The sequence below is a fragment of the Streptomyces sp. NPDC107581 genome (assembly GCF_055657175.1).
In genome coordinates, this window is sequence record NZ_JBVKBH010000002.1 from 108210 (window position 1) to 131699 (window position 23490).

A 23490-nucleotide genomic window follows, 5' to 3' on the forward strand; every position below is an offset into this window, starting at 1 on the left:
TCAGCCGAGGTCGGTGGCGAGGGCCTCGGTGATCCTGCGGGAGGCCCGGCGTGCCTCGGTCGCCGGGTCCGCCCCGCCGAGCACCTTGGTCATGTACCCCTTGATCGGGTTGTCGGCCTCGACCGCGGCCCACTGAGGGGTGTGGGGGGTCGCCCGGCCGTGCGCGGCGCCCGCCGCCATCGCGGCGACCCCCTCCTCGCCCGCGACCGCGCTCGCGAGGGTGGTCTTGTTGGGCACGTAGTTCATGCTGCGGGCGAGTTCGGTGTCCCATTTGGCGCCGGTGAGCGCCCCGACGACGGCGGTCGCGGCGAACTGGTCGTCGGTGTTCTGCGGGACGACGAGGTCGGAGCCGCCGGTGAAGACCGTGCCGGGCCGGGCGGCGGTCCTGCCCGGCACCGGGAAGAAGCCGAGCTTGTCCTTGAGGCCGGGGTCCTGCTGAACGATCGACTGGGCGAGCCCGGGTACGGCGATGATCTGTGCCACCCTGCCGCCGGCGAACACCCCCGCCTGGGGCGGGTGTTCCTCGTCGGCGTCCACGGGCCCCGCGCCGAGCGCCTGGAGCTGCCGGTAGAAGTCCATGCCGCGCAGCGCGGCCGGTGTGTCCAGGGTGCCCTGCCACGCGTAGTCCTTCTCCTCGGCCAGTTCGCCGCCCTCGTCCCAGATGAAGCCGGAGAGGGTGTACCAGTCCTGGCCGGCGAGGTAGATCCCCTGGTTGCCGCCGGAGTCGAGTTTCCGGGTGTCCGTGAGCCACTGGTCGCGGGTCTTGGGCGGGGCGGTGATGCCGGCCTGCGCGAAGAGGTCCTTGCGGTAGATGACGACCCGGTTGGCCGCGTACCAGGGCACGCCGTACTGCTTGTTGCCGTCCTTGCCGGGTTCGGCGAGGCCGGGCAGCCAGTCGTCCTTGCCCCAGTCGCGCATCGACTCCAGGGTCAGATCGGCGAGGCGGCCGTCGTCGACGTACTGCGGGACCTGGGTGTTGCCCACCTCGATGACGTCGGGGGCGTCCTTGGCGTCGCCCCTGATCGCCTTCTGGACCTTCGCCACGATGCCGGTCCAGTCCTGGATGCGGATGTCGAGGCGCTGGTCCTGGTGGGTGCGCTCGAAGTCCTCGGTGAAGCGCCGCAGGAAGTCCTTCGAGGCGCTGTCCTTCATCAGCCACACGGTGACGGTGTGCCGCTGGTGCCCGCCGGGGAGCACCCCGCAGGCGCTGACGAGCGAGCCGGTGACGCAGAGAAGGGCGAGCAGACGACGTCTCACGAGGGGTCCTGTTCTGTCGTGCCTGGGCGGTGCGGACAGGGAAAGGGGCCCGACGTGGGGGGACGAGCACAGAGGCCCGTACGGGTGTACGGGATTTTGGTATGGACCAATGCATAGGTCAAGCGCTACCCCGGGGTACGGGGGCGACGCCTCGCGCGCCGGGCGCGGATACGGCACGGTGGAGTACGGCGTGACACACCGGTCACGACGGACGTGAGGGTCACCGCTGCGGCCTCACGGCGAAAAGGAGCACCTGCATGTCGAACCACACCTATCGGGTCACCGAGATCGTCGGCACCTCGCACGAGGGCATGGACCAGGCCATCCGCAACGGCGTCGCACGCGCCGACCAGACCCTGCGCAACCTGGACTGGTTCGAGGTGACCCAGGTCCGCGGCCAGATCGAGAACGGGCGGATCGAGCACTACCAGGTCGGCCTGAAGGTGGGCTTCCGCATCGAGGACGGCGAGTAGGACCTCAGGTCCGGCCCTCCCGCTCCTGGGCGTCCTCCAGCGCGGCGGACTTCGCGGCCCAGCGGGCCCGCACGACGGCGAATCCGGCCCGCTCGGCGTCGTCGCACACCAGCTCGTCGTCGTCGACGAGGAACCGGACCTCACGCTGACGGGCGAGCCGGCGCAGCACCTCCAGCTTGGTGAACCGGGCGGGCCTGCGGTCGGCGTTGCCCCGCATGCGGACGCGCCCCTCGGGCAGCCCATGGGCGGCGAGCCAGGCGAGCGTGTCGCGCCGGCACCGCTCGGGCCGCCCGGTGAGGTACACGATGTCGCACTCCCGGGCCTGCCCCAGCACCAGCGCCACACCTTCGGCAAGCGGCGGGTCCTCGGGCGCCGCCGCGAAGAAGCCGGCCCAGTCGCGCGGCCGGCCCTCCAGGAAGTGCTGCCGGTGGGCGGTGTCGGCAAGGGTGTTGTCGATGTCGAACACGGCAACCGGACGCCCGCTGCTGTCTGTCACGGGGCCACCCTAGCCCGACCTAATTGCACATGGGATCCATTTTCATATAGCGTCCTCGGTGCCCGTCCGCAGCACCGAGGAGAAGTCCCATGGCCGTTCCCAAGCGGAAGATGTCCCGCAGCAACACCCGCCACCGCCGCGCCCGATGGAAGGCGGCCACCCCGGCGCTGGTCCCCGTCACGGTCGACGGCGTCCGGCACCTCGTACCGCAGCGGCTGGCCAAGGCGTACGAGCGCGGTCTGCTGCGCCCCGGGGACTGAACCGGCGATGACGCCCCGACGGCGCGCGACGGCGGGAATGCCGGGGCCGCCACGGTGTTGAACCCTGCGTGAGTGCAGTGATCAGCCGGACCAGGTTCTCCGTCCTCGACCGCTCCCGCACCCGCGCGGGACGCCCGCCCGCCGAGGCGCTGCGGGAGACCGTCGCGCTGGCGCGGGAGGCGGAGGCGCTCGGCTACCACCGTTTCTGGGTGTCCGAGCACCACGGTGTGCCCGGGGTCGCCGGGTCCGCGCCGGCCGTGCTCGCCGCCGCCGTGGCCGCCGCGACCCGCACGATCCGGGTCGGCACCGGTGGCGTCATGCTGCCCAACCACCAACCCCTCGTCGTCGCCGAGCAGTTCGGCGTGCTCGAGTCGCTCTTCCCGGGCCGGATCGACATGGGGCTCGGCCGTTCCGTGGGCTTCACCGACGGGGTGCGCAGGGCCCTCGGCCGGGACAAGGACGACGCCGGGGACTTCGCGGCGCAGCTCGGCGAACTGCTCGGCTGGTTCGCCGGGACCTCCCCGACCGGAGTGCACGCCCGGCCGGCGGAGGGCCTGCGGGTGCCGCCGTTCGTGCTGGCCATGGGCGAGGGCGCGCGGATCGCGGCCCGCGCCGGACTGCCGATGGTCATCGGGGACTTGCGGGGGCGGGAGAAGATGCTGCGCGGCATCGACGAGTACCGCTCGCTGTTCCGCCCCTCCCCCTGGGCGTCCGAGCCGTACGTCGTGATCTCCGGCACGATCGCGGTCGCCGGGACCCCGGAAGCCGCGCGGCGGCTGCTCGTCCCGGAGGCCTGGGCCATGGCGTACTCACGGACGCACGGCTCCTTCCCGCCGCTGTCCCCGGCCGAGGAGATCCTGGCCCGCACGATGACCGCCAAGGAGCGGGACCTGTACGAGTCCGGTCTCGCCGGTCAGCTCGCCGGGACCGGGGAGCAGGTGGCCGACGGACTGGAGACGGTCCTGAAGGAGACCGGCGCCGACGAAGTCCTCGTCACCACCAGCACCTACGACCGCACGGCGCTGCTGGACTCCCACCGGCGCCTCGCCTCGCTGTTCGCGCCCCGGGGCTGAGCGGCTCAGCCCTCCACACCGGCCGGCTTGTCCGCGCGGATCACCACGGAGCCGTCCGCCGCGTCGACCACCGCCCGGTCGCCCGCTTCGAGTTGCCCGGACAGCAGCAGGTCGGCGAGGCGGTCGTCCACCTCACGCTGGATGGTGCGGCGCAGCGGCCGGGCGCCGAAGTCGGGCTGGTAGCCGAGGTTGGAGAGCAGTTCGGCGGCCGAGTCGGTGACCTCCATCGTGACGTCCTGGGCGTGCAGCCGGCGCCGGGTGTGCTCCAGCAGCAGATCGACGATCTGGCGCAGCTGGGTGCGGTCCAGGCCGCGGAAGACGATGATCTCGTCGATCCGGTTGAGGAACTCGGGCCGGAAGTGCTGCTGGAGGGCGGGCATGACGGCGTCGCGGACCTTGGCGTAGTCCTCGGTGCCGGCGGCCAGGATGCGGTCGGCGCCGATGTTCGACGTCATGATGACGACGGTGTTCTTGAAGTCGACGGTGCGGCCCTGGGAGTCGGTGAGCCGGCCGTCGTCCAGGAGCTGCAGCAGGGTGTTGAAGACGTCCGGGTGCGCCTTCTCCACCTCGTCCAGCAGCAGCACGGTGTACGGCTGCCTGCGCACGGCCTCGGTGAGCTGGCCGGCCTCCTCGTGGCCGACGTACCCGGGCGGGGCCCCGACCAGGCGGGAGACGGTGTGCCGCTCCTGGAACTCGCTCATGTCGAGCCGGATCATGCGGCTCTCGTCACCGAACAGGGCGGCGGCCAGGGCGCGGGCCAGTTCGGTCTTGCCGACGCCGGTGGGGCCGAGGAAGAGGAAGCTGCCGATGGGCCGGTCGGGATCGCTCATGCCGGCGCGGGCCCGGCGTACCGCGCGGGCGACGGCGGTGATCGCCTCGTCCTGGCCGACGACCCGCTCGTGCAGGTGCTCCTCCAGCTTCATCAGCCGCTCCCGCTCCTCCTCGGTGAGCTGGGAGACCGGGATGCCGGTGGTGCGGGAGACGACCTGGGCGATGTCCTCGGCGGTGACCTTCGGGGCGTGCTCCTCCGCCTTGCCCGCCGCGGCCAGCTCGGCCTCGGCGTCCTTGATCCGGTCGCGCAGGTCCTTGGCGCGCTCGTACTCCTCGTCGGCGACGGCCTGGTCCTTCTCCCGGTTCATGGCCGCCATGCGGTCCTCGATCTCCCGGGTGTCGGCCGGGGGGGTCCTGGCGCGCAGCCGGACCCGGGCGGCGGCCTGGTCCATCAGGTCGATCGCCTTGTCGGGCAGGAAGCGGGAGGTGATGTACCGGTCGGACAGCTCGGCCGCTGCGACGACCGCCTCGTCGGTGATCCGGACCTGGTGGTGGGCCTCGTACCGGTCGCGCAGGCCGCGCAGGATCTCGATGGTGTCGTCCACGGTGGGCTCGCCGACCAGGATGGGGGCGAAGCGGCGCTCCAGGGCGGCGTCCTTCTCGATGTGCCTGCGGTACTCGTCCACCGTGGTCGCGCCGATCAGATGCAGCTCACCGCGGGCCAGGGCCGGCTTGAGCATGTTGCCCGCGTCCAGGGCGCCCTCGCCGCCGCCCCCTGCACCGACCACGGTGTGCAGCTCGTCCAGGAACAGGATCAGCTCGTCCCCGTGCTCGCCCACCTCGTCCAGCAGCTTCTTCATCCGCTCCTCGAACTCGCCCCGGTACTTGGTGCCGGCCACCATGCCGGCCAGGTCCAGCGAGACGAGCCGCTTGCCGTCGAGCGTCTTGGGCACGTCACCGGCGACGATGCGCTGGGCGATGCCCTCGACCACGGCCGTCTTGCCGACACCGGGGTCGCCGATCAGGACGGGGTTGTTCTTGCTGCGCCGGGAGAGGACCTCGATGGTCTGCTCCACCTCCTCCTCGCGCCCGATCACGGGGTCCAGGCGGCCGGCCCGGGCGTCCTCGGTCAGATCGCGGCCGTACTCGTCGACGGTCGGCGTGCTGCTGGGCTTCTTCCGCTCGCCCGCGCCCTCGGCAGGCAGCCGGGCCGCCTCCCAGCCGCCCTCACCGAGCGCCTGCCCGGCCGCCGACTCCGGGTTGGCGGCGAGTGCGCGCAGCAGGTGGCCGGGGCCGATGTAGGAGGCGCCCTCGGCGCGGGAGATCCGGTAGGCGTCGAGCAGGGCGCGCTTGGCGGCCGGGGTGAGCGTGCTGGGCTCGGTCTTCTCACCGCCCTCCGCACCGTTGCCGAGCTGCTCGCGGAGCCGGTCGGGGTCGGCGCCGGCCTCGGTGAGCATGCGCCGCGTGGAGTCGTGGCGGGTGGCGGCGGCCAGCAGGTGCCGGGCGTCGAGTTCCTCGCTGCCCTCGACCGCGGCGATGTCCCGGGCCTCGGCCACCAGGTCCCGGGCCCGCTCGGAGAGCAGGCTGCCGATGTCCACGCGCTGGGGCCGCCGGGCGGACGCGGCCGCTCCGCCGCCGAAGAACCGGGACATCAGCTCGTCGAACTCCTCGAACGGGCTGCGTCCGAAACCGAAATCTGGAGTGCTCATGGAGGCGGGCCTTTCTGAGGGCGGGCAGGCGTCCGTGTCGGGCAGGGCCGGTGCGCCGTTACCCAAACTTGCACAGACAGCGCATTCCCGCAGCGGAGGCAGGGGAAGGGGTGCCCGAGATGCGAACCGGGCCCGCAGCGGTGACGCTGAAAGGGCAAGCCTCGAGCGATGAGGAGGGCTGCCATGTCCGTGATGGACAAGCTGAAGCAGATGCTCAAGGGGCACGAGGCCCAGACCGACAAGGGCATCGACCAGGCCGGCGACTACGTCGACGAGAAGACCCAGGGCAAGTACAGCTCTCAGGTCGACACGGCTCAGCAGCGGATGAAGGACCAGCTGGGCGGCCAGGACCGGGACACGCCTCCGCATCCGTAGCCGGGGCCGGCGGGCTAGACTCGCGGGGTTTGTCCCCGCCCCGTCAGGCCCGTACGGAGTGTCCCCCGATGCACAGCCCCCATGACCGGTACGTCCGCGTCCGCGGCGCCCGCGAGCACAACCTCAAGGGCGTCGACGTGGACATCCCGCGGGACGTCCTGGCCGTGTTCACCGGTGTGTCCGGATCCGGGAAGTCGTCCCTGGCGTTCGGCACGGTCTACGCCGAGGCGCAGCGGCGCTACTTCGAGTCGGTGGCGCCGTACGCGCGCAGGCTGATCCACCAGGTCGGGGCGCCCAAGGTCGGTGAGATCACCGGGCTGCCGCCCGCGGTCTCGCTGCAGCAGCGCCGCTCGTCCCCCACCGCGCGCTCCTCGGTGGGCACGGTCACCACCCTCTCCAACTCCCTGCGCATGCTGTTCTCGCGCGCCGGTGACTACCCGCCCGGGGCCGAGCGGCTCGATTCGGACGCGTTCTCCCCCAATACGGCGGCAGGTGCCTGCCCGACGTGCCACGGCCTCGGCCAGGTGCACCGCACCACCGAGGAGCTGCTGGTCCCGGATTCCTCGCTGTCCGTCCGCGAGGGCGCGATCGCCGCGTGGCCGGGCGCCTGGCAGGGCAAGAACCTGCGCGACATCCTCGACGTGCTCGGGTACGACGTGGACCGGCCCTGGGGCGAGCTGCCCGCCGAGCAGCGGGAGTGGATCCTGTTCACGGACGAGCAGCCGGTCGTCACCGTCCATCCGGTCCGGGACGCCGACCGGATCCAACGGCCCTACCAGGGCACGTACATGAGCGCGCACCGGTATGTGATGAAGACGTTCTCCGACACCAAGTCCACGACGCTGCGGGCGAAGGCGGAGCGCTTTCTGACCAGTGCGCCCTGTCCGGTGTGCGGGGGCAGCAGGCTGCGGCCCGAGGCGCTGGCGGTGACCTTCGGCGGCCGGACCGTCGCCGAACTGGCCGCACTGCCGCTGACCGACCTGGCATCGGTGCTGCACGGGGGCTCGGAGGCCGCCCGTGTCCTCACCGAGGACCTGAGATCCCGGATCGTGCCGGTCGTGGAGCTGGGTCTCGGCTATCTCAGCCTGGACCGGGCCGCTCCCACCCTGTCGGCGGGCGAGCTGCAACGGCTGCGGCTGGCCACTCAGTTGCGCTCGGGGCTGTTCGGTGTGGTCTACGTGCTGGACGAGCCGTCGGCCGGACTGCACCCGGCGGACACCGAAGCCCTGCTGACGGTGCTGGACCGGCTGAAGGCGGCCGGCAACTCGGTGTTCGTGGTGGAGCACCATCTGGAGGTGGTGCGCGGCGCCGACTGGCTGGTGGACGTGGGTCCCGGCGCGGGCGAGCACGGCGGGCGGGTGCTGTACAGCGGCCCGGTGGCCGAACTGGCCTCGGTGGCGGAGTCGGCCACGGCCCGCCACCTCTTCGACGAGGCGCCCGGCCCGGCGCGCGAGGTCCGTGAGCCGCGCGGCTGGCTGACCGTGGGCCCCGTGACCCGGCACAACCTGCGCGCGGTGACGGCCGGGTTCCCGCTCGGCGCGTTCACCGCCGTGACCGGTGTCTCCGGCTCCGGGAAGTCCACCCTCATCGGCGAGCTGACCGAGGAACTGGACGGGGTCGGACGTCTGGTCCGGGTGGACCAGAGGCCGATCGGGCGCACTCCGCGCTCCAACCTGGCCACCTACACGGGCCTGTTCGACGTCGTACGGAAGGTGTTCGCCGCCACCGGCGCGGCCCGCGAACGCGGTTATGGCGTCGGGCGGTTCTCCTTCAACGTGGCGGGAGGCCGCTGCGAGACCTGCCAGGGCGAGGGGTTCGTCAGCGTCGAGCTGCTGTTCCTGCCGAGCACATACGCGCCGTGCCCGCAGTGCGCCGGCGCCCGCTACAACCCCGAGACGCTCGAGGTGGCGTACCGGGGACGGACCATCGCGGAGGTCCTCGACCTCACCGTCGAGGCCGCGGCCGGCTTCTTCGCGGACGTCCCGGCCGCCGCCCGCAGCCTGGGCACGCTCCTCGACGTGGGTCTCGGCTATCTGCGCCTGGGCCAGCCCGCCACCGAGCTGTCCGGCGGTGAGGCCCAGCGGATCAAGCTGGCGAGCGAGCTGCAGCGCGGCCGCCGCGCCCACACCCTCTATCTGCTGGACGAACCGACGACCGGTCTGCACCCGGCCGACGTCGAGGTGCTGATGGACCGGCTGCACGCGCTCGTCGACGACGGGCACACGGTCGTCGTGGTCGAGCACGACATGACCGTGGTGGCGGAGGCCGACTGGGTGATCGACCTGGGGCCGGGCGGGGGCGACCGGGGCGGACGCATCGTGGCGGCCGGGCCGCCGCAGCGGGTGGCGCGGGCGGCCGGCAGCGCCACGGCGCCCTATCTGGCCCGGGTCATGCCGTGAGCGGCACCGGTCATGCCCCCGGCGACCCGGTCGTGCCCTGAGCCCCGGGCGACCCGGTCGTGCCCTGAACAGCCCGGGCCATGCCCTGAGTGGCCCGGTCGTGCTCAGGGCGGCCCGGGCCATGCCCTGGCGAGCGGCCCGGGTCACGCTCTGACGAGCGGCTCGGGTCACGCTCTGACGAGCGGCTCGGGTCACGCTCTGCCGGGCGGCTCGGGTCATGCTCTGCCGGGCGGCCGGTCAGGCCCTGACGCGGGGAGGCGGTGGCTCCAGCAGGGCCGCGTGTGTCCAGCCCGGCTCGGAAGGGATCGGCTGGGCGGCACGGGCGAGGGCACGGCGGTCGGGATGGGCACCCGGCGCTATCACCGGCCGTATGTCCACCTCGGCCACCAGGTTCCGTGCACGGGCGACCCGCCACAGGGAGGCGAGCAGGGTGTCCTCGCCGACGAACGCGGCCGCGGTGCTCGCGGCCCCTTCCCCCTCCTGCAGATAGCGCAGCCGGACCGGCTGCACCGGTACGCCCGCGTCCAGCGCGGCCTGGAAGACGGCCCGGTGGAAGCGGCCGTGCGCCCGTCCGCACCAGGTGCTGCCCTCGGGGAAGGCGACCACGGCCGCGCCCTCGGTCATGGCGTGCGCGATCCGGGCGACCGTCCCGGGCAGGGCGCGCAGCCGGTCGCGCTCGATGAACAGCGCCCCGCCGCGTGCGGCCAGCGCCCCCGCCACGGGCCACTGCCGGATCTCGGTCTTGGCGAGCATCCGGGCGGGACGTACGGCGGCGAGCAGCGGGATGTCCAGCCACGAGACGTGGTTGGCGACCAGCAGCAGCCCGCCGGCCGGTGCGGCGGTGCCGGTGAAGCGGACCTGGACCCCTATGGCCCGCACGATCGTCCGGCACCACCGCCTGACCCACTCGGCGGGGATCCTCCCGCCGAGGGGGGACAGCACGGCCCCGGCCAGCACCAGGACCGCGACCGCGGTGATCCGCAGCACGGCACGAGGTACGGCCGCGGCGGGTGCGGCCGGCTCCACACAGGCGCCCGGGGTGCAGGGCGCGCTGGGCAGCCAGACGCTCATCAGGCCGGCACGAGGGACAGGAAGTGCTTCAGATAGCGCGGGTTGACCCGGCGCATCGAGAGCAGCACGTACAGGTCGGCGACCCCGAAGTCCGGGTCGTGGGCCGGTTCCCCGCACACCCAGGCGCCGAGCCGGAGGTAGCCGCGCAGCAGGGCCGGAAGCTCGGTGCGGGCGGGCGCGGCGGGAGCGGCGTGCTCGGCCGGGACCTCGGCGTTCGGGACCCACGGCAGCAGGGGCCGCACCCGGAACTCCTCGGGTGCCAGGTGCTTGGCACGCACCCGCTCCCAGGTGCCGGTGGCGAGCGCGCCGCCGTCGGCCAGCGGCACGGAGCAGCAGCCCGCCAGCCACTCGTGGCCCCGGTCGACCATGTAGCGGGCTATCCCGGCCCAGATCAGGCCGATGACCGCACCGTCCCGGTGGTCGGGGTGCACACAGGAGCGGCCGACCTCGACCAGCCCGGACCGGATCCCGTCGAGCGGGGCCAGGTCGAACTCGCCCTCCGAGTACAGGCGGCCGGCGACGGCGGCCCGCTCCGGCGGCAGCAGCCGGTAGGTGCCCACGACCTGCCCGGTCACGGTGTCGTTCACCAGCAGGTGGTCGCAGTACGCGTCGAACGGGTCGACGTCGAGGCCCGGCTGCGGGGTGGCCAGCAGGGCGCCCATCTCCCCCGCGAAGACCTCGTGCCGTAGCCGCTGAGCGGCACGGACGTCGGCCTCGTCGCGGGCGAGGGTGACGGTGTAGCGGGCGGGTGCCTCGGGCTGCGGAGGACGGTCGAGCGTGGTGACGCCGGTCATGGCTCTCTCCATGGTCACGGGCCGGGGTCGGCAGGAGGGGGCAGTCCGGCGGTCCGGTCTGCCTGTCCTGTTCTTCCGACGCCGGTTGGCCTGCGCGTGACCGCGGACCGGAGAGCGGGTGTGGGCTTGTTGAACGGCGTGGGTGAGCGTGCCGGTGCAGCACCAGACGGGGCCGGGAGGAGCACCTCTCCCGGCCCCGCCCGTCCGCCCTGTGCGGCGAACGTCGGGTGCGGCCCCTCAGGGGCGCGGGGCCGTCCCTGTGGACGCGGCCGCGTGGCCGCGACCAGGCACGACGTGCCCGCGGCCCGCGACGGCGCCACCGCGTGCCCGCGTTGCGGCCGGCCCGCGGTACGCGACGGCGCTAACGCTTCCCCGCCTTCCGGTTGGCCCGCAGCCATTCCCTGTTCATGCTCGTGATGGACACCAGCGGAATGCCCTTGGGACAGGCGGTGGCGCACTCACCGGTCAGCGTGCACCCGCCGAAGCCCTCGGCGTCCATCTGAGCCACCATGTCCAGTACCCGGGTCTCCCGCTCGGGCCCGCCCTGGGGCAGGACGTTGAGGTGGTTGACCTTGGCGGAGGTGAAGAGCATCGCGGCGCCGTTCGGGCAGGCGGCCACGCACGCCCCGCACCCGATGCACTCCGCGTGCTCGAAGGCGAAGTCGGCGTCCGCCTTCGGCACCGGTGTCGCGTGCGCCTCCGGCGCGGAACCCGTGGGCGCGGTGACGTACCCGCCGGCCTGGATGATCCGGTCGAAGGCGGACCGGTCGACCACCAGGTCCTTGATCACCGGGAAGGCGGAGGCCCGCCACGGCTCGATGTCGATCGTGTCGCCGTCCTTGAAGGACCGCATGTGCAGCTGGCAGGTGGTGGTGCGCTCGGGGCCGTGCGCGTCGCCGTTGATCACCAGGGAACACGCTCCGCAGATGCCCTCGCGGCAGTCGTGGTCGAAGGCGACGGGATCCTCGCCCTCGAGGATCAGCCGCTCGTTGAGGACGTCCAGCATCTCCAGAAAGGACATGTCCGATGAAATGCCGTCCACGACGTAGGTGGACATCGCGCCGTCGGCGTCGGCGTTCTTCTGCCGCCAGACGCGCAGGGTGAGCTTCATGCGTAGCTCCGCTGGGTGGGGTGGACGTACTCGAAGACCAGGTCTTCCCTGTGCAGGGCGGGCGCCTCGCCGGTGCCCGTGAACTCCCAGGCCGCGGCGTAGGAGAACGCGTCGTCGTTGCGGGCCGCCTCGCCGTCCGGAGTCTGGGACTCCTCGCGGAAGTGACCGCCGCAGGACTCGCCGCGGTGCAGCGCGTCGAGGCACATCAGCTCGGCGAGCTCCAGGTAGTCGACGATGCGGTTGGCCTTCTCCAGCGACTGGTTGAACTCCTCGCCGATGCCGGGCACCTTGATGCGCCGCCAGAACTCCTCGCGGATCTGGGGGATGCGCTCCAGGGCCTTGCGCAGCCCGGAGTCGGTGCGGGCCATGCCGCAGAACTCCCACATCAGTTCGCCGAGTTCGCGGTGGAAGGAGTCGGGGGTGCGGTCGCCGTCGACCGCCAGGAGCAGGTTGAGGCGGTCCTCGGTCTCGGCCAGCACCTCCTGGACCACGGGGTGTTCGGCGCTCACCGGGTCCTGGTGCGGGTGGCGTGCCAGATAGTCGTTGATGGTGGCCGGCAGGACGAAGTAGCCGTCGGCCAGGCCCTGCATCAGCGCCGACGCGCCGAGCCGGTTGGCGCCGTGGTCGGAGAAGTTGGCCTCGCCGATCGCGAACAGGCCGGGCACGGTGGTCTGCAGGTCGTAGTCGACCCACAGCCCGCCCATCGTGTAGTGCACGGCCGGGTAGATCCGCATCGGCACCTCGTACGGATCCTCGTCGGTGATCCGCTGGTACATGTCGAAGAGGTTGCCGTACTTGGCCTCGACGGCGGGGCGGCCCATGCGCCGGATCGCGTCGGCGAAGTCCAGGTAGACACCCTGTCCGCCGGGGCCGACGCCGCGTCCCTCGTCGCAGACGTTCTTCGCGGCACGGGAGGCGATGTCCCGCGGGACCAGGTTGCCGAAGGAGGGGTAGATGCGCTCCAGGTAGTAGTCGCGCTCGTCCTCGGGGATCCGGTGCGGCGGGCGGGTGTCGCCCTGCGCCTTCGGCACCCAGATCCGGCCGTCGTTGCGCAGCGACTCGCTCATCAGCGTCAGCTTGGACTGGTGGTCGCCGGTGCGGGGGATGCAGGTCGGGTGGATCTGGGTGAAGCAGGGGTTGGCGAAGTAGGCACCGCGCCGGTGCGCCCGCCAGACGGCGGTCGCATTGGAGTTCATGGCGTTCGTCGACAGGTAGAAGACGTTGCCGTAGCCGCCGGAGGCCAGCACCACCGCGTCGGCGAAGTACGTGGCGACCTTCCCGGTGATCAGATCACGCGCCACGATGCCCCGCGCCCGCCCGTCGACGACGACGAGGTCCAGCATCTCGGTGCGCGGATGCATCTCCACGTTCCCCGCGGCGATCTGCCGGGACAGCGCCTGATAGGCACCGAGGAGCAGTTGCTGGCCCGTCTGGCCGCGGGCGTAGAAGGTCCGGGAGACCTGGACGCCGCCGAAGGAGCGGGTGTCGAGCAGGCCGCCGTACTCGCGGGCGAACGGGACGCCCTGGGCCACGCACTGGTCGATGATCTCGACCGAGATCTGGGCGAGCCGGTGCACGTTGGACTCGCGGGCGCGGAAGTCGCCGCCCTTGACGGTGTCGTAGAAGAGGCGGTGGACGGAGTCGCCGTCGTTGCGGTAGTTCTTCGCCGCGTTGATGCCGCCCTGCGCGGCGATGGAGTGGGCCCGGCGCGGGGAGTCCTGGTAGCAGAACTGGACGACGTGGTAGCCCTGTTCGGCGAGGGTGGCGCCCGCCGCGCCGCCGGCCAGGCCGGTGCCCACGACGATGATCGTGTGCTTGCGCCGGTTGGCGGGGTTGACCAGCTTGGCCTCGAAACGGCGCTTGTCCCAGCGCTCGTGGACGGGGCCGGCGGGGGCCTTGGCGTCGGCGACCGGCTCGCCGGTCGTGTAGTCGGTGTAGGTCATGGTCAGCTCACCACTCCGGTCATGACGCCCACCGGTACGGCGATGAAGCCGGCCGTGAGCAGCAGTGCGAGGACGTTGGCGACGGTCTTCAGGGCGCGGTCGCGGGTGCGGCTGCCGACGCCCAGGGTCTGGGCGGCGCTCCAGAAGCCGTGCCGGATGTGCAGGCCGAGCGCGAGCATCGCGACGATGTAGATGACATCGCCGTACCAGGTGGAGAAGGTGTCGACCACGTTCTGGTACGGGTGGCCCTCCTGGAAGCCGCCGGAGTGCACGGTGCCGGTGGTCAGGTCCAGGACGTGCCAGACGATGAACAGGCCGAGGATGATCCCGCCCCAGCGCATGGTCCGGGTGGCATAGCTCGCCCGGGGCCTGCTGTGCACGTACTTGCTCGGCCGGGCCCTGATGTCGCGGCGGCTGAGCTGGTAGGCGCAGGTGGCGTGGGCGGCCACGGCGACGACGAGGACGATCCGGATCAGCCAGAGCGTCCATTCGTAGTGCATGAAGGGTTCGCCGACGGTGCGCAGCCAGTGTGCGTAGTGGTTGAACTCGCCCGCCCCGAAGTAGATCTTCAGGTTCCCGATCATGTGCGCGACCAGGTACAGCAGCATGATCAGACCGCTGACGGCCATGACCGTCTTCTTGCCGACGGTGCTGTCCCACATCGTGCGCGCCATGGACGGCCGTCGGTCCGTCCGCGTTGCCAGAGCCATGGAACAGCACGCTAGGGCCGGAAGACCCAATCGGTCCAAGACATGGTCCAGCTTGTTTCCATAGGCTGAGGCTATTGTGGTCGGGTGCAGTTCCCACAGCTCCAGTACTTCGTGGCCGTCGCCGAGACCCGGCACTTCACCCGGGCCGCCGAACTGGTCCATGTCGCGCAGCCCTCCCTCTCCCAGCAGATCAAGGCGCTGGAGCGGGAGCTGGGCGCCGACCTGTTCCTGCGCGCCCGGGGCAACATCACCCTCACCGACGCGGGCGAGGCCCTGCTGCCGCTGGCCCGGCGGATCCTTGCCGACGCCGACACCGCCCGGCACGAGGTGCAGGAACTGGTGCAGCTGCGGCGGGGGCGGGTGCGACTGGGGGCGACGCCCAGCCTGTGCACGGGCCTGCTGCCGGACGTCCTGCGCGCCTTCCACGACCGCTACCCCGGTGTCCAGCTGCTGATCGAGGAGGGCGGCTCGCACGACCTCGTGCGAGGGCTGGCGCGCGGCGCCCTGGATCTCGCGCTGGTCGTGCTGCCCCTGCCGACGCCCGCACCCGCGCTGACGACGGTGGAGCTGCTGCGGGAGGATCTCGTGGTGGTGTCCTCACCCGAGGTGCCGGCGCCGGGCACGTCCGGTGCGGGCGGCCGGCTGGTGCGCATCGCGGACCTGGAGGGCGAGCGGCTGGTGATGTTCCGGCACGGCTACGACCTCAGGGAGCTGACCGTCGCGGCGTGCCGCTCCGCCGGGTTCGAGCCGGAGTTCGCCGTGGAGGGGGGCGAGATGGACGCGGTGCTGGGGTTCGTGCGGGCGGGGCTCGGTGTCGCCGTGGTGCCGCGCATGGTGGCCACCCGGGCCGGACGGGGGCTGAGGGTCACGCCGCTGGCACGCCCGGGGTTGAACCGGACCATTGCGCTGGCACACCGCAGCGACGTGGCTCCGCCGCGGGCCGCACGGGAGTTGCAGCGGATGCTGCTCGAACGGTGAGGGGGCCTTGCTCCCGGTTGCGCGTGCCTCGGTCGCGCCGTGCGGGGGTGCGGGTGCGTTGAGGCCGCTCGCGCCGTCAGGGGGTGCGGGTGCGCTGGGGCCGGTCGCGCCGTCCAGGGATGCGGGGTGCGCTGGGGCCGGTCGCGCCGTCCAGGGATGCGGGGTGCGCTGGGGCCGGTCGCGCCGTTCCCCGCGCCCCTTGCGGGGGGCTGCGCCCCCACAGCCCCGCGATCAGCCCGTTGCGTCCACCAGTGCCAGGTCGTGCAGCCTCTCCGGTGGGCCCGGCCTCGCGTAGTACCAGCCCTGGGCCGTGTCGCAGCCCAGTATGCGCAGCTGCTCGGCCTGGGCGCCGGTCTCCACGCCCTCCACGGTCACCGCGAGGTCGAGGCTGTGGGCCAGGGTGACGATGCCCTCGACGATCTTCAGGTCGACGGGATCGGCCGGGAACTGCTGCATGCCCCGGGTGAAGGAGCGGTCCAGTTTGAGGATGCTCACCGGGAGGCGGCGCAGGTTGGCGAGGTTGGAGTAGCCGGTGCCGAAGTCGTCCAGGGCGATGTCGACGCCCATCTCGGCGAGCCGCCGCAGAGGTTTGAGGAGATCGTCGTCGGCGCCGATCAGTGCCGACTCGGTGACCTCCAGGCAGAGGGCGTCCGGGGCGACGCCCGAGCGTTCGAGGATGTCCACCGTGTCCTGGACCAGGCCGGGGTGGCTGAGCTGGCAGGGCGACAGGTTGACGTTGATGCGCAGCGGGCCTGCGGCCGTCTTTTCGCCGTAGCGTTCTCGCCATTCGCGGGCCTGGCGGATGGACTCCTCCAGGACCCAGCGGCCGAGCGGGACGATCAGGCCCGTGTGCTCGGCGAGCGGGATGAAACGGTCGGGCCCGAGCACGCCGTGCTGCGGGTGCAGCCAGCGCACGAGCGCCTCGGCTCCGCGGACGCTGCCGTCGCCGAGATGGACCAGGGGCTGGTACTCGATGAAGAACTCGCCGCGCTCCAGGGCCGTCGGCAGGGCCGTGGTGAGGCCGTGCCGGGTGATCGCGCGGGCGTCCGCCTCGGGGTCGGCGAGTTCCGAGCGGTTGCCGCCCGCCGACTTCGCCCGGTACATGGTGATGTCGGCGCTGCGCAGGACCTCCGCGGCGGTGCGTTCGCCCGCCGGACCTTCCACGATGCCCAGGCTGCCGCGCACCAGCAGGTCCCGGCCGTCGATACTCACCGGGGTGATCAGCGCGTTCATGATGCGTTCGGCGAGTTCGTCGACCTTGCGTTCGGTGCCGGGGCCCGTGGTCAGGGCCACGAACTCGTCACCGCCGAGCCGGGCGACCATCTCGCCGGGCGCGGTCGCGCAGGACTGGAGCCGGTCGGCGACCTCCACCAGCAGCCGGTCGCCGGCCGCGTGGCCGAGGCTGTCGTTGACGGTCTTGAAGCCGTCCAGATCGAGGTAGCACAGGCCGAAGCGCTGCCCCGCGCCGGCGTTGAGCACCTTCTCCAGACGCTCGAAGAACAGCGTGCGGTTGGGCAGCCCGGTGAGCGCGTCGTGCGTGGCCTCGTAGCGCAGCCGCAGGTGGAGCAGGCGCCGCTCGGTGGTGTCCTCCATGAGCGCGAGCTGGTACTGCGGGTTGCCGTCGGCGTCGCGCAGCAGGGAGACCGTCAGGTTGGTCCACAGGACCGTGCCGTCGGGCCGGTTGAAGGCCTTCTCCAGGTGGTAGTGCTCGCGGTCGCCGCGCACCAGCTCGTCGTAGAGCTTCCAGGTCTGGGGAGCGTCCTCGGGATGGGTCCACTCCAGCACCCGGCGCCCGCGCACGGACTGCTCGGAGAGCCCGAACATGCGCAGCAGCGCACCGTTGACCTGGAGTACGTTCCCGTCCAGATCGGCGATGCCGATTCCTATGGCGGCGCCCTCGAAGACGGCGCGGAACCGGGCCTCGCTGGCGTGCAGCGCCTGCGCCACCACGCCCTGCGCCCGCAACGCGGCCCGCGCGATGGCCTCCTGCTCGGCGAGCGTGCGCTCGCGCAGCGCCTGCGCGTACCCGGCGGCCATCGCGTGCTGCAAACGCGAGGAGCGCATGCGCAGTTCGTCCTGGGGACCGTCCTCGCCGCAGTAGAGCACCAGATAGGCGTCGACGCAGTCCAGGGTGCGGGTGAGCGCCTCGGGATCGGTGCAGTGCGCGCCGACCAGGGCGGCGCCGACCGCCTTCGCCTCTTCGGCGTCGAAGCTGCGGGCCCGCAGCACGGCGCTCAACCGGCGTGCGAGCGGCAGCAGTTCCGCCTCGAACTCCACGCGGGTGAGCGACGTGGAGGTGACCGGGAAGAGCGACCGGCTCCAGATCGTCGTCAGCCGGCGCAGTCTGTCCTCCGGCCCGTCCTCCGCGCTCACGCCGTACGCCCCACGCCGGCGAATCCGGAGAAGGCATACGGATCCTCGTCCTCCGGCGCCGACTCCGGGCGCCAGTGCGGCATCTGCACCAGTCCGGGTTCCACCATGTCGTACCCCTCGAAGAACCGCGCGATCTCGTCACGCGAGCGCATGATCAGCGGGTTGCGAATGTCCCTGTATACGTCCACCGCGCCCTCGGCCCGCTCCGGTGCCAACGGGATTCCCTCGTACGAGGCATGGGTGAGGATCAGCAGGCTGCCGGGCGCGAGCGCCTCGCGCAGCTCCGCCACCGCACCGTAGGGGTCGTCCGCGTCTTCCACGAAGTGCAGTATGGCAACGAGCAGGAGGGCGACTGGCCGATTCAGGTCGATCAGGTGCTCCCGCTCGGGGCTGGAGAGGATCTCCTGGGGCTTGCGCAGGTCGGCGGCGACGACGCCGGCGGCGGCGGCGTTGCCCGCCAGCACCGCCCGGCTGTGCGCCACGGCCACCGGATCGTGGTCGACGTAGAGGACCCGGGCGCCCGGTGCGGCGGCCTGGGCCACCTCGTGGACGTTGCCGAACGTCGGGATGCCGGAGCCGATGTCGAGGAACTGGGTGATGCCCTCCTCGGCCGCGAAGCTCACGGCCCGGCGCATGAACGCCCGGTTGGCCTGCATGATCTTCGGCAGACCCGGCATGAACTCCATCGCCTTGCGGGCCGCGTCCCGGTCGACCTCGAAGTTGTGCGATCCGCCCAGGTAGTAGTCGTAGATCCGCGAGACGCTCGGCACCGAGATGTCGATGCTCCGTGGGGCCCAGGCGGGACGCTCCATGTATCTCTCCAACGGGTAGGCGACAGGGACGGGCGATCCGGTGTTCGAGCTGAGGCTACTGATCGCCCGCCAAAGGAGCGACCCGAACCGGAAATTGACCATCCGTTCCCGGTCACTGCCTGCGGCAAGTGCCCGTTCGACCCCGCTGCGTCACATCCGGCCCCGACTGCCGCGGTCCCCCGACACAACGGTCCGCCCCCTCCGTGCGGTGCGGAGGGGGCGGACCTTCGGTCGCGCGCCGGTGGGCGGGGCGATCGACCCTGGGGAGGTGATCTCTACTTGCCCGGCGCGCCGACCGGCTTGCCGTCGGGCGAGACGGCGTACCAAGTGCCGCCCACGCCCTGACCGTTGGTGTCCCCGGGAGCCTTGTCACCGGAGAAGGTGTAGATGGGCCAGCAGTTGACCGTCATCTGCTTCTGGCCGTCGGGCCGGGTGAAGCCCATCAGGCCCTTCTTCTTGACGCCCTGGGTGTCGTCGGCCTTGACCGGGCCGACGGCGGGCCACTTCTCCAGGCAGGCCCCGGCGCAGTTCGAGATGACCTTCGGCCACGCCTTGTCCTTCAGGAAGCGGTAGACGGTCATGCCGTTCTTGTCGACGATGATGTCGCCCAGCTTGGGGTCCTTGCGGACGGACAGACCGGGCAGGGAGGACAGGGACGCCTTCTTGCCGTTGGGGGCGAGCGCGAACCACTTGCCGCCCACGCCCTGGCCGTTGACGTCACCGGCGTTGACGTCCTTGGCGTAGCGGTAGGCGGGCCAGCCGCCCACGGTCAGCTGCTTGCTGCCGTCGGCCCGGGTGACCTCGCCGAGCAGCGCCTTGTCGATGCCCGCACCGGCCGAGGCGTCGTCGGCGGGGACCGGCGGCCAGGTGGTGGCGCAGTCGCCGTCGCAGTTCGACTTGGGCGGATTGGCGGTGTCCTTGTCGAACCGGTAGAGGGTCAGACCGGAGCCGTCCGTCAGCACATTGCCCAGGTCGGGGTTGGCGGCCACGGTCAGCTTGCCCGCGGGGGCGACCGCGGCCGGGGAGCTGGAGCTCTGGTTGCCGTCGGCGCCGTAGCCGTTGCCCGCACCGTTGCCGGTGCCCGAGCCCGAGCCCGGGATGCCGTAGCCGCCCGCCGAGGCCGTGGCCCCGACGTTCTGGGCCGCCGAGGCCGGAGTGGTGGTGTTGCCCTGACCGCACGCCGTCGTCAGTGCCAGGACCGAAGCAGCTGTGGCCACCAGCGAGGCGGCCCGCCAGGAGGTCTTCATCGTCAACTCCCAAAATTTGCCTGGATATTGCAGCGCCTTGCTGCGCCGCCGCACGGCCATGGGTACGCAGCGGAGCGGTCCGAGCGTTCAACGGGCGGGAGAATTTCTTTCCGGATCCTGTGAGGGGCCCCGCGTCATGCCGGGGCGGGGCCCTGCGTCATCCCGTGGCAGGGCCCCGCGTCAGCCCGCGGCGAGGCCCCGCGCCCGGGAGTCGCACAGGAGTCGTACGGGCGCACATATCAACCAGTCATGACGCTTCCTCACGTCAAACCATTGATCGCCTTTTATCCCTCCTTCGGACCAATCCGCGTCCACTCCGGGGCGCGACCGCGCTCCGCACTTCATGATCTGCGTCGTGCATGGACCCGAAGTGACCCGATGTGCGCCCGCCACACGGGTGTTGGCCCTTCTGACCCTGACCTGGACCCTGGCGGGCTGCCCGGTCGGCACCGCGTCGGCCGACGCCTGTGCCTCCGCCTCGACGGGCCCGGGCGGCACGGTGGCGGTGGCCGTGGCGGGAAGCGGCGACCGCTGGCCCACGCCCCCGCCGTGCCCGACGCCGACACCGCCGCCGTGCCCGCCGACGCCCACCCCCACACCCACCCCGCTGCCGACGCCGACGCCGTCACCCAAGCCGACGCCCGAGCCGACGCCCACACCCACGCCGAAGGCCCCGCCCAAGCCGAGGCCGAAGCCAAGGCCGCAACCGCAGCCGCCCGCTCCGCCGGCACCCGCGCCCCGGCCGACCCCGCCACCGGCTCCCCCGCCCGCCCCGGCGCCGGCGCCCGAGCCGAGCCCGTCGCCCAAGCCCCGCCCGCGGCCGCTCGCGACCCGGGTGAGCTACCCGGCGTACCACCCCCGGCCGACCTCGCACACCACGCCCGGGCATACCTCGCCGGTCACCTACGTCCTGCTCATCACCATTCCCGCGATCGTCGCCGTCGTGGCGCTGCGCCCGCGCTGACGCACCGGCCGCTCACTTCCTGGAGGTATCTGTTGTCGGATTGGCTTGTTCTCGTCCTCGCGATGCTGGCGGCCTGTGCCGTCGTGGTCGTGATCACCCTCGTCCGGAACAAGCGGGCGCCGGACGACGAGGATCCCAGCGAGACCCCCGACGTCATCGAGTACATGACGATGTGGATCGGCGTCGTGTACGCCATCGTCCTGGGCCTGGCCATCGCGGGCGTGTGGGAGGCGCGCAGCGCCGCGCAGGACCATGTGCAGGCCGAGGCCCAGGCGCTGCACGAGATCTCCGAGCGGGTGCGGGTCTACCCGCCGGACGTCCGTGACCGGATTCGGGACGACGTCAACGCCTATGTCGGACACGTCGTGCACACCGAGTGGAAGTCGATGACCAAGCACGAGCGGGTCACCGACCGCGGCACCGAACTGCTGGCGCGGGTCCGCCAGGACGTCACGGACTACCAGCCGAAGAACGACTTCGAGGCGCAGACGTACCAGCCGCTGCTGGACCAGATGGCCGCCGCGGACCAGGCGCGCAACGCGCGGGCCGATTCGACCGGGGCCACGATGCCGGCCGTGGTGTGGTTCGGACTGCTCGCCGGGGCGGTCATCACGATCTGCATGGTCTTCGCGCTGCAGATCCGCCGTACCCGGCGCGAGTTGGTCCTGGCCGGGCTGTTCTCCGCGACCATCGCCTTCATGCTCTTCCTCATCTGGGACTTCGACGCGCCCTACAGCCGGGGCATCGCGGCGACGGCCCAGCCGTTCCTGACCATGTTCCCGAGCATCAAGGGGTAGTGAAGCTGCGGACGGGCCTTCGCCCCGGCTCCTGCAGAAGGTCGGGGCGAAGGCCCGTCCGCGTGCCCCGCGCCTCGGCGAAGGGAGTCCGGGGCCCGGGTCAGATCCGCTTCTCGTGGCGCCGCCGCACCCAGAACGCACCGCCCCCGACCACGGCCGAGGTCACCAGTCCGCCGCCGATGGCCATGTCGGTCGGCGTGGCGCCGCTGGTGATGCTGCCGCCGACACCGCCCTGGACGCCGCCCAGCACGGAGAAGGCCGCCGGGCGGGTGAGGGTGCGGCCGTTGCAGTTGACGGTGATTTCGTAGTGGCCGGGACTGGCGTCCCGGTCGACCATGGCCTCGCCCCGTGAGATGTCGTCGCGGATCGGCACCAGATAGATGGAGCGGAAGGCCCGCGAGGACGCCGTGCCGCCGTGGCAGCCGTCCACGGTGACGGTGAGCCGGCCGCCGGCGGCGACCACGCCGGGTGTGGCGATGATGTTGCGCGGATTGCCGTCCCGGTCGCCGAAGATGTCGCCCCGGCCTTCGCACCGGCCGAAGTCGTCGCCGCGGCCGTTGTCGCCCCGGCCGTTGTCGCACCGGCCGAAGTTCCCGTTGCCGAAGCCGGGTCCGACGCCGATGCCGGGTGCGACACCGATGCCGGGTGCGACGCCGACACCGACGCCGGGTCCGACGCCGACGCCGGGTCCGACGCCGTTGCCCGGGACGGTGACGGCGCCATTGCCGCCCGAGACGCCCCCGTTGCCCATGCCGTCAGCGACGGCCACGGGGGCGGCGAGCCCGAGCGAGGCGACCGCGGTGCACGCGGCCGCCAGGGCACGTTTGTTTCGCATCTGATCCTCCGCGGGAGGCACACCGGGTCCGGTTCCCGGTCGATCGGCGAGAAAGCACCTCCCGACAAGACCCTCAGACGCGCGGAACACGCCCGCATGTCGAGAATGGTCCGTCCTGGTGAGCGGACACGCCGCGAGAAAACCACACAATCAGATATTAATGCAGGTCACGGACCGTCAGAAAATTCCTTTCGGCTGCAACTCGGATGGCGCACCGAGAGGGTGGCGGGCCACCCGTTCGCCCGCCGCCCCGTCGCCCGCCCTTCCCACGGGACTTAGCGTTTTCCCATGCGTGAGGGACGTGGTGGCGTCCGTTTCGAGAGGGGTTGGCGAATGTCTGCGTCCGAGCTGGCCGAGTTGGCCGAGGAGGAGGAGCGGCGGAAGAAGCGCGCCCCTTGGGGGGTGATAGCGCTTGTTCTGCTGACCGGCCTGGCGCTCATGCGCAATGGTTCGGGGGAATTCGACGTCGGACCGCCGCAGCCCGCGCCGGCCGCGGCCGCGGACACCCGTGCGGCCCCGAGCACGCCCTCGGCCGCCCCTGCCCCCGCGGTCGCCGCGCTGCCGTTCTCCGCGGCCGACCGGGTCCGGATCCCTGCCATCCAGGTCGACGCACCCATCGTGCCCGTCGGCCTGGACGAGCAGGGCTGGGTCGGCGCCCCGCCGCCGGACAACCCGAATCTGGCGGGCTGGTTCACCGGTGCGGTCTCCCCCGGGGAGAAGGGCACCGCGGTCATCGTCGGACACGTCGACAACAAACAGGGACCCGCCGTCTTCTACGGACTCGGCGGCCTGCAGAAAGGCGGCCGGGTCGACGTCCTGCGCAAGGACGGGAAGACCGCGGTGTTCGAGATCTACGGCGTCGAGGTTTTCGCGAAGAGCAGTTTCCCCGGCAACCGGGTCTACGGCTCCAAGGGCACGCCGGAACTCCGGGTGATCACCTGCGGCGGAGGTTTCACCAAACAGCACGGCTACGAGGGGAATGTCGTCGTCTTCGCCCGCCTGGTCGCGGTCACCTGAGATGCCGTCACCGAGCGGGCGAACT

The 23490-nt window shown here is 71.9% G+C and carries 21 protein-coding genes; 9 read left to right on the top strand and 12 right to left on the bottom strand.

Annotation, left to right across the window (positions count from 1 at the left end):
• Positions 1-1257 (bottom strand): extracellular solute-binding protein, encoded by a 1257-nt coding sequence (locus ACZ7P3_RS04455; protein ID WP_472078907.1) that lies wholly within the window; start codon positions 1255-1257, stop codon positions 1-3.
• A gap of 257 nt (positions 1258-1514) precedes the next feature.
• Here ACZ7P3_RS04455 and ACZ7P3_RS04460 point away from each other — a divergent pair, with 257 nt between their 5' ends.
• The gene (locus tag ACZ7P3_RS04460) at positions 1515-1730 is read left to right on the top strand and encodes a dodecin (RefSeq protein WP_472078908.1); all 216 of its coding nucleotides are present in this window, start codon (positions 1515-1517) and stop codon (positions 1728-1730) included.
• A 4-nt stretch (positions 1731-1734) separates the two neighbouring features.
• On the opposite strand, the gene ACZ7P3_RS04465 is transcribed toward ACZ7P3_RS04460, so the two are convergent.
• Positions 1735-2226: a phosphatase domain-containing protein gene (locus ACZ7P3_RS04465; protein WP_472078909.1), complete on the bottom strand. Its 492-nt coding sequence runs from the start codon at positions 2224-2226 to the stop codon at positions 1735-1737.
• A gap of 89 nt (positions 2227-2315) precedes the next feature.
• Between ACZ7P3_RS04465 and rpmF the strand changes: the two genes are divergently transcribed.
• Positions 2316-2486: a 50S ribosomal protein L32 gene (gene rpmF / locus ACZ7P3_RS04470; RefSeq protein WP_472078910.1), complete on the top strand. Its 171-nt coding sequence runs from the start codon at positions 2316-2318 to the stop codon at positions 2484-2486.
• 68 nt (positions 2487-2554) lie between these two features.
• Positions 2555-3559 (top strand): LLM class flavin-dependent oxidoreductase, encoded by a 1005-nt coding sequence (locus ACZ7P3_RS04475; protein WP_472078911.1) that lies wholly within the window; start codon positions 2555-2557, stop codon positions 3557-3559.
• Positions 3560-3564: 5 nt separating this feature from the next.
• On the opposite strand, the gene ACZ7P3_RS04480 is transcribed toward ACZ7P3_RS04475, so the two are convergent.
• Complete coding sequence (locus ACZ7P3_RS04480) at positions 3565-6039, bottom strand: ATP-dependent Clp protease ATP-binding subunit (protein WP_472078912.1); 2475 nt, start codon at positions 6037-6039, stop codon at positions 3565-3567.
• A 183-nt stretch (positions 6040-6222) separates the two neighbouring features.
• Here ACZ7P3_RS04480 and ACZ7P3_RS04485 point away from each other — a divergent pair, with 183 nt between their 5' ends.
• The gene (locus tag ACZ7P3_RS04485; RefSeq protein ID WP_472078913.1) at positions 6223-6414 is read left to right on the top strand and encodes an antitoxin; all 192 of its coding nucleotides are present in this window, start codon (positions 6223-6225) and stop codon (positions 6412-6414) included.
• 68 nt (positions 6415-6482) lie between these two features.
• Positions 6483-8813 carry an ATP-binding cassette domain-containing protein gene (locus ACZ7P3_RS04490; protein ID WP_472078914.1) on the top strand — a complete coding sequence of 777 codons (2331 nt, stop codon included), beginning with the start codon at positions 6483-6485 and terminating at the stop codon, positions 8811-8813.
• Positions 8814-9050: 237 nt separating this feature from the next.
• On the opposite strand, the gene ACZ7P3_RS04495 is transcribed toward ACZ7P3_RS04490, so the two are convergent.
• From ACZ7P3_RS04495 to ACZ7P3_RS04515, 5 genes are all read right to left on the bottom strand, one after another.
• Complete coding sequence (locus ACZ7P3_RS04495; RefSeq protein WP_472078915.1) at positions 9051-9884, bottom strand: lysophospholipid acyltransferase family protein; 834 nt, start codon at positions 9882-9884, stop codon at positions 9051-9053.
• A complete protein-coding gene (locus tag ACZ7P3_RS04500) occupies positions 9884-10678 on the bottom strand; it encodes a GNAT family N-acetyltransferase (protein WP_472078916.1) in 795 nt (264 codons plus the stop codon). Before ACZ7P3_RS04500 ends, ACZ7P3_RS04495 begins: the two co-directional genes overlap by 1 nt.
• A gap of 361 nt (positions 10679-11039) precedes the next feature.
• Positions 11040-11789, bottom strand: coding sequence for a succinate dehydrogenase/fumarate reductase iron-sulfur subunit (locus ACZ7P3_RS04505; protein WP_472078917.1), 750 nt, complete (start codon positions 11787-11789; stop codon positions 11040-11042).
• Entirely contained in the window at positions 11786-13732 is a 1947-nt protein-coding gene (locus tag ACZ7P3_RS04510) for a fumarate reductase/succinate dehydrogenase flavoprotein subunit (RefSeq protein ID WP_472078918.1), read from the bottom strand. Before ACZ7P3_RS04510 ends, ACZ7P3_RS04505 begins: the two co-directional genes overlap by 4 nt.
• A 2-nt stretch (positions 13733-13734) precedes the next feature.
• On the bottom strand, positions 13735-14406 hold the full coding sequence (locus tag ACZ7P3_RS04515; protein ID WP_472079424.1) for a succinate dehydrogenase: 672 nt from the start codon (positions 14404-14406) through the stop codon (positions 13735-13737).
• 120 nt (positions 14407-14526) lie between these two features.
• Here ACZ7P3_RS04515 and ACZ7P3_RS04520 point away from each other — a divergent pair, with 120 nt between their 5' ends.
• Complete coding sequence (locus tag ACZ7P3_RS04520; protein ID WP_472078919.1) at positions 14527-15420, top strand: LysR family transcriptional regulator; 894 nt, start codon at positions 14527-14529, stop codon at positions 15418-15420.
• 231 nt (positions 15421-15651) lie between these two features.
• On the opposite strand, the gene ACZ7P3_RS04525 is transcribed toward ACZ7P3_RS04520, so the two are convergent.
• The 3 genes from ACZ7P3_RS04525 to ACZ7P3_RS04535 form a co-directional block, all read right to left on the bottom strand.
• A complete protein-coding gene (locus tag ACZ7P3_RS04525) occupies positions 15652-17793 on the bottom strand; it encodes a putative bifunctional diguanylate cyclase/phosphodiesterase (protein WP_472078920.1) in 2142 nt (713 codons plus the stop codon).
• On the bottom strand, positions 17790-18605 hold the full coding sequence (locus ACZ7P3_RS04530; protein WP_472078921.1) for an SAM-dependent methyltransferase: 816 nt from the start codon (positions 18603-18605) through the stop codon (positions 17790-17792). Before ACZ7P3_RS04530 ends, ACZ7P3_RS04525 begins: the two co-directional genes overlap by 4 nt.
• 275 nt (positions 18606-18880) lie before the next feature.
• A complete protein-coding gene (locus ACZ7P3_RS04535; RefSeq protein WP_472078922.1) occupies positions 18881-19852 on the bottom strand; it encodes an SCO0930 family lipoprotein in 972 nt (323 codons plus the stop codon).
• An 835-nt stretch (positions 19853-20687) separates the two neighbouring features.
• On the opposite strand from ACZ7P3_RS04535, the gene ACZ7P3_RS04540 reads away from it, so the two are divergent.
• Positions 20688-20816: a hypothetical protein gene (locus ACZ7P3_RS04540; RefSeq protein ID WP_472078923.1), complete on the top strand. Its 129-nt coding sequence runs from the start codon at positions 20688-20690 to the stop codon at positions 20814-20816.
• A 32-nt stretch (positions 20817-20848) separates the two neighbouring features.
• Complete coding sequence (locus ACZ7P3_RS04545) at positions 20849-21613, top strand: bestrophin-like domain (RefSeq protein ID WP_472078924.1); 765 nt, start codon at positions 20849-20851, stop codon at positions 21611-21613.
• Between the two features lie 100 nt (positions 21614-21713).
• Here ACZ7P3_RS04545 and ACZ7P3_RS04550 read toward each other — a convergent pair whose 3' ends face one another.
• Positions 21714-22448 carry a hypothetical protein gene (locus tag ACZ7P3_RS04550; RefSeq protein WP_472078925.1) on the bottom strand — a complete coding sequence of 245 codons (735 nt, stop codon included), beginning with the start codon at positions 22446-22448 and terminating at the stop codon, positions 21714-21716.
• 333 nt (positions 22449-22781) lie between these two features.
• Between ACZ7P3_RS04550 and ACZ7P3_RS04555 the strand changes: the two genes are divergently transcribed.
• Positions 22782-23465, top strand: a complete 684-nt coding sequence (locus tag ACZ7P3_RS04555; protein ID WP_472078926.1) for a class F sortase — start codon at positions 22782-22784, stop codon at positions 23463-23465.
• Positions 23466-23490 lie beyond the last annotated feature (25 nt).

Bases quoted from the DNA above. Each gene is read 5' to 3' on its own strand.
- ACZ7P3_RS04460 (WP_472078908.1), top strand. From the start codon at position 1,515: ATGTCGAACCACACCTATCGGGTCACCGAGATCGTCGGCACCTCGCAC.
- rpmF (WP_472078910.1), top strand. From the start codon at position 2,316: ATGGCCGTTCCCAAGCGGAAGATGTCCCGCAGCAACACCCGCCACCGC.
- ACZ7P3_RS04480 (WP_472078912.1), bottom strand. From the start codon at position 6,039: ATGAGCACTCCAGATTTCGGTTTCGGACGCAGCCCGTTCGAGGAGTTC.
- ACZ7P3_RS04485 (WP_472078913.1), top strand. From the start codon at position 6,223: ATGTCCGTGATGGACAAGCTGAAGCAGATGCTCAAGGGGCACGAGGCC.
- ACZ7P3_RS04490 (WP_472078914.1), top strand. From the start codon at position 6,483: ATGCACAGCCCCCATGACCGGTACGTCCGCGTCCGCGGCGCCCGCGAG.
- ACZ7P3_RS04495 (WP_472078915.1), bottom strand. From the start codon at position 9,884: ATGAGCGTCTGGCTGCCCAGCGCGCCCTGCACCCCGGGCGCCTGTGTG.
- ACZ7P3_RS04500 (WP_472078916.1), bottom strand. From the start codon at position 10,678: ATGACCGGCGTCACCACGCTCGACCGTCCTCCGCAGCCCGAGGCACCC.
- ACZ7P3_RS04505 (WP_472078917.1), bottom strand. From the start codon at position 11,789: ATGAAGCTCACCCTGCGCGTCTGGCGGCAGAAGAACGCCGACGCCGAC.
- ACZ7P3_RS04510 (WP_472078918.1), bottom strand. From the start codon at position 13,732: ATGACCTACACCGACTACACGACCGGCGAGCCGGTCGCCGACGCCAAG.
- ACZ7P3_RS04515 (WP_472079424.1), bottom strand. From the start codon at position 14,406: ATGGCGCGCACGATGTGGGACAGCACCGTCGGCAAGAAGACGGTCATG.
- ACZ7P3_RS04530 (WP_472078921.1), bottom strand. From the start codon at position 18,605: ATGGAGCGTCCCGCCTGGGCCCCACGGAGCATCGACATCTCGGTGCCG.
- ACZ7P3_RS04535 (WP_472078922.1), bottom strand. From the start codon at position 19,852: ATGAAGACCTCCTGGCGGGCCGCCTCGCTGGTGGCCACAGCTGCTTCG.
- ACZ7P3_RS04550 (WP_472078925.1), bottom strand. From the start codon at position 22,448: ATGCGAAACAAACGTGCCCTGGCGGCCGCGTGCACCGCGGTCGCCTCG.
- ACZ7P3_RS04555 (WP_472078926.1), top strand. From the start codon at position 22,782: ATGTCTGCGTCCGAGCTGGCCGAGTTGGCCGAGGAGGAGGAGCGGCGG.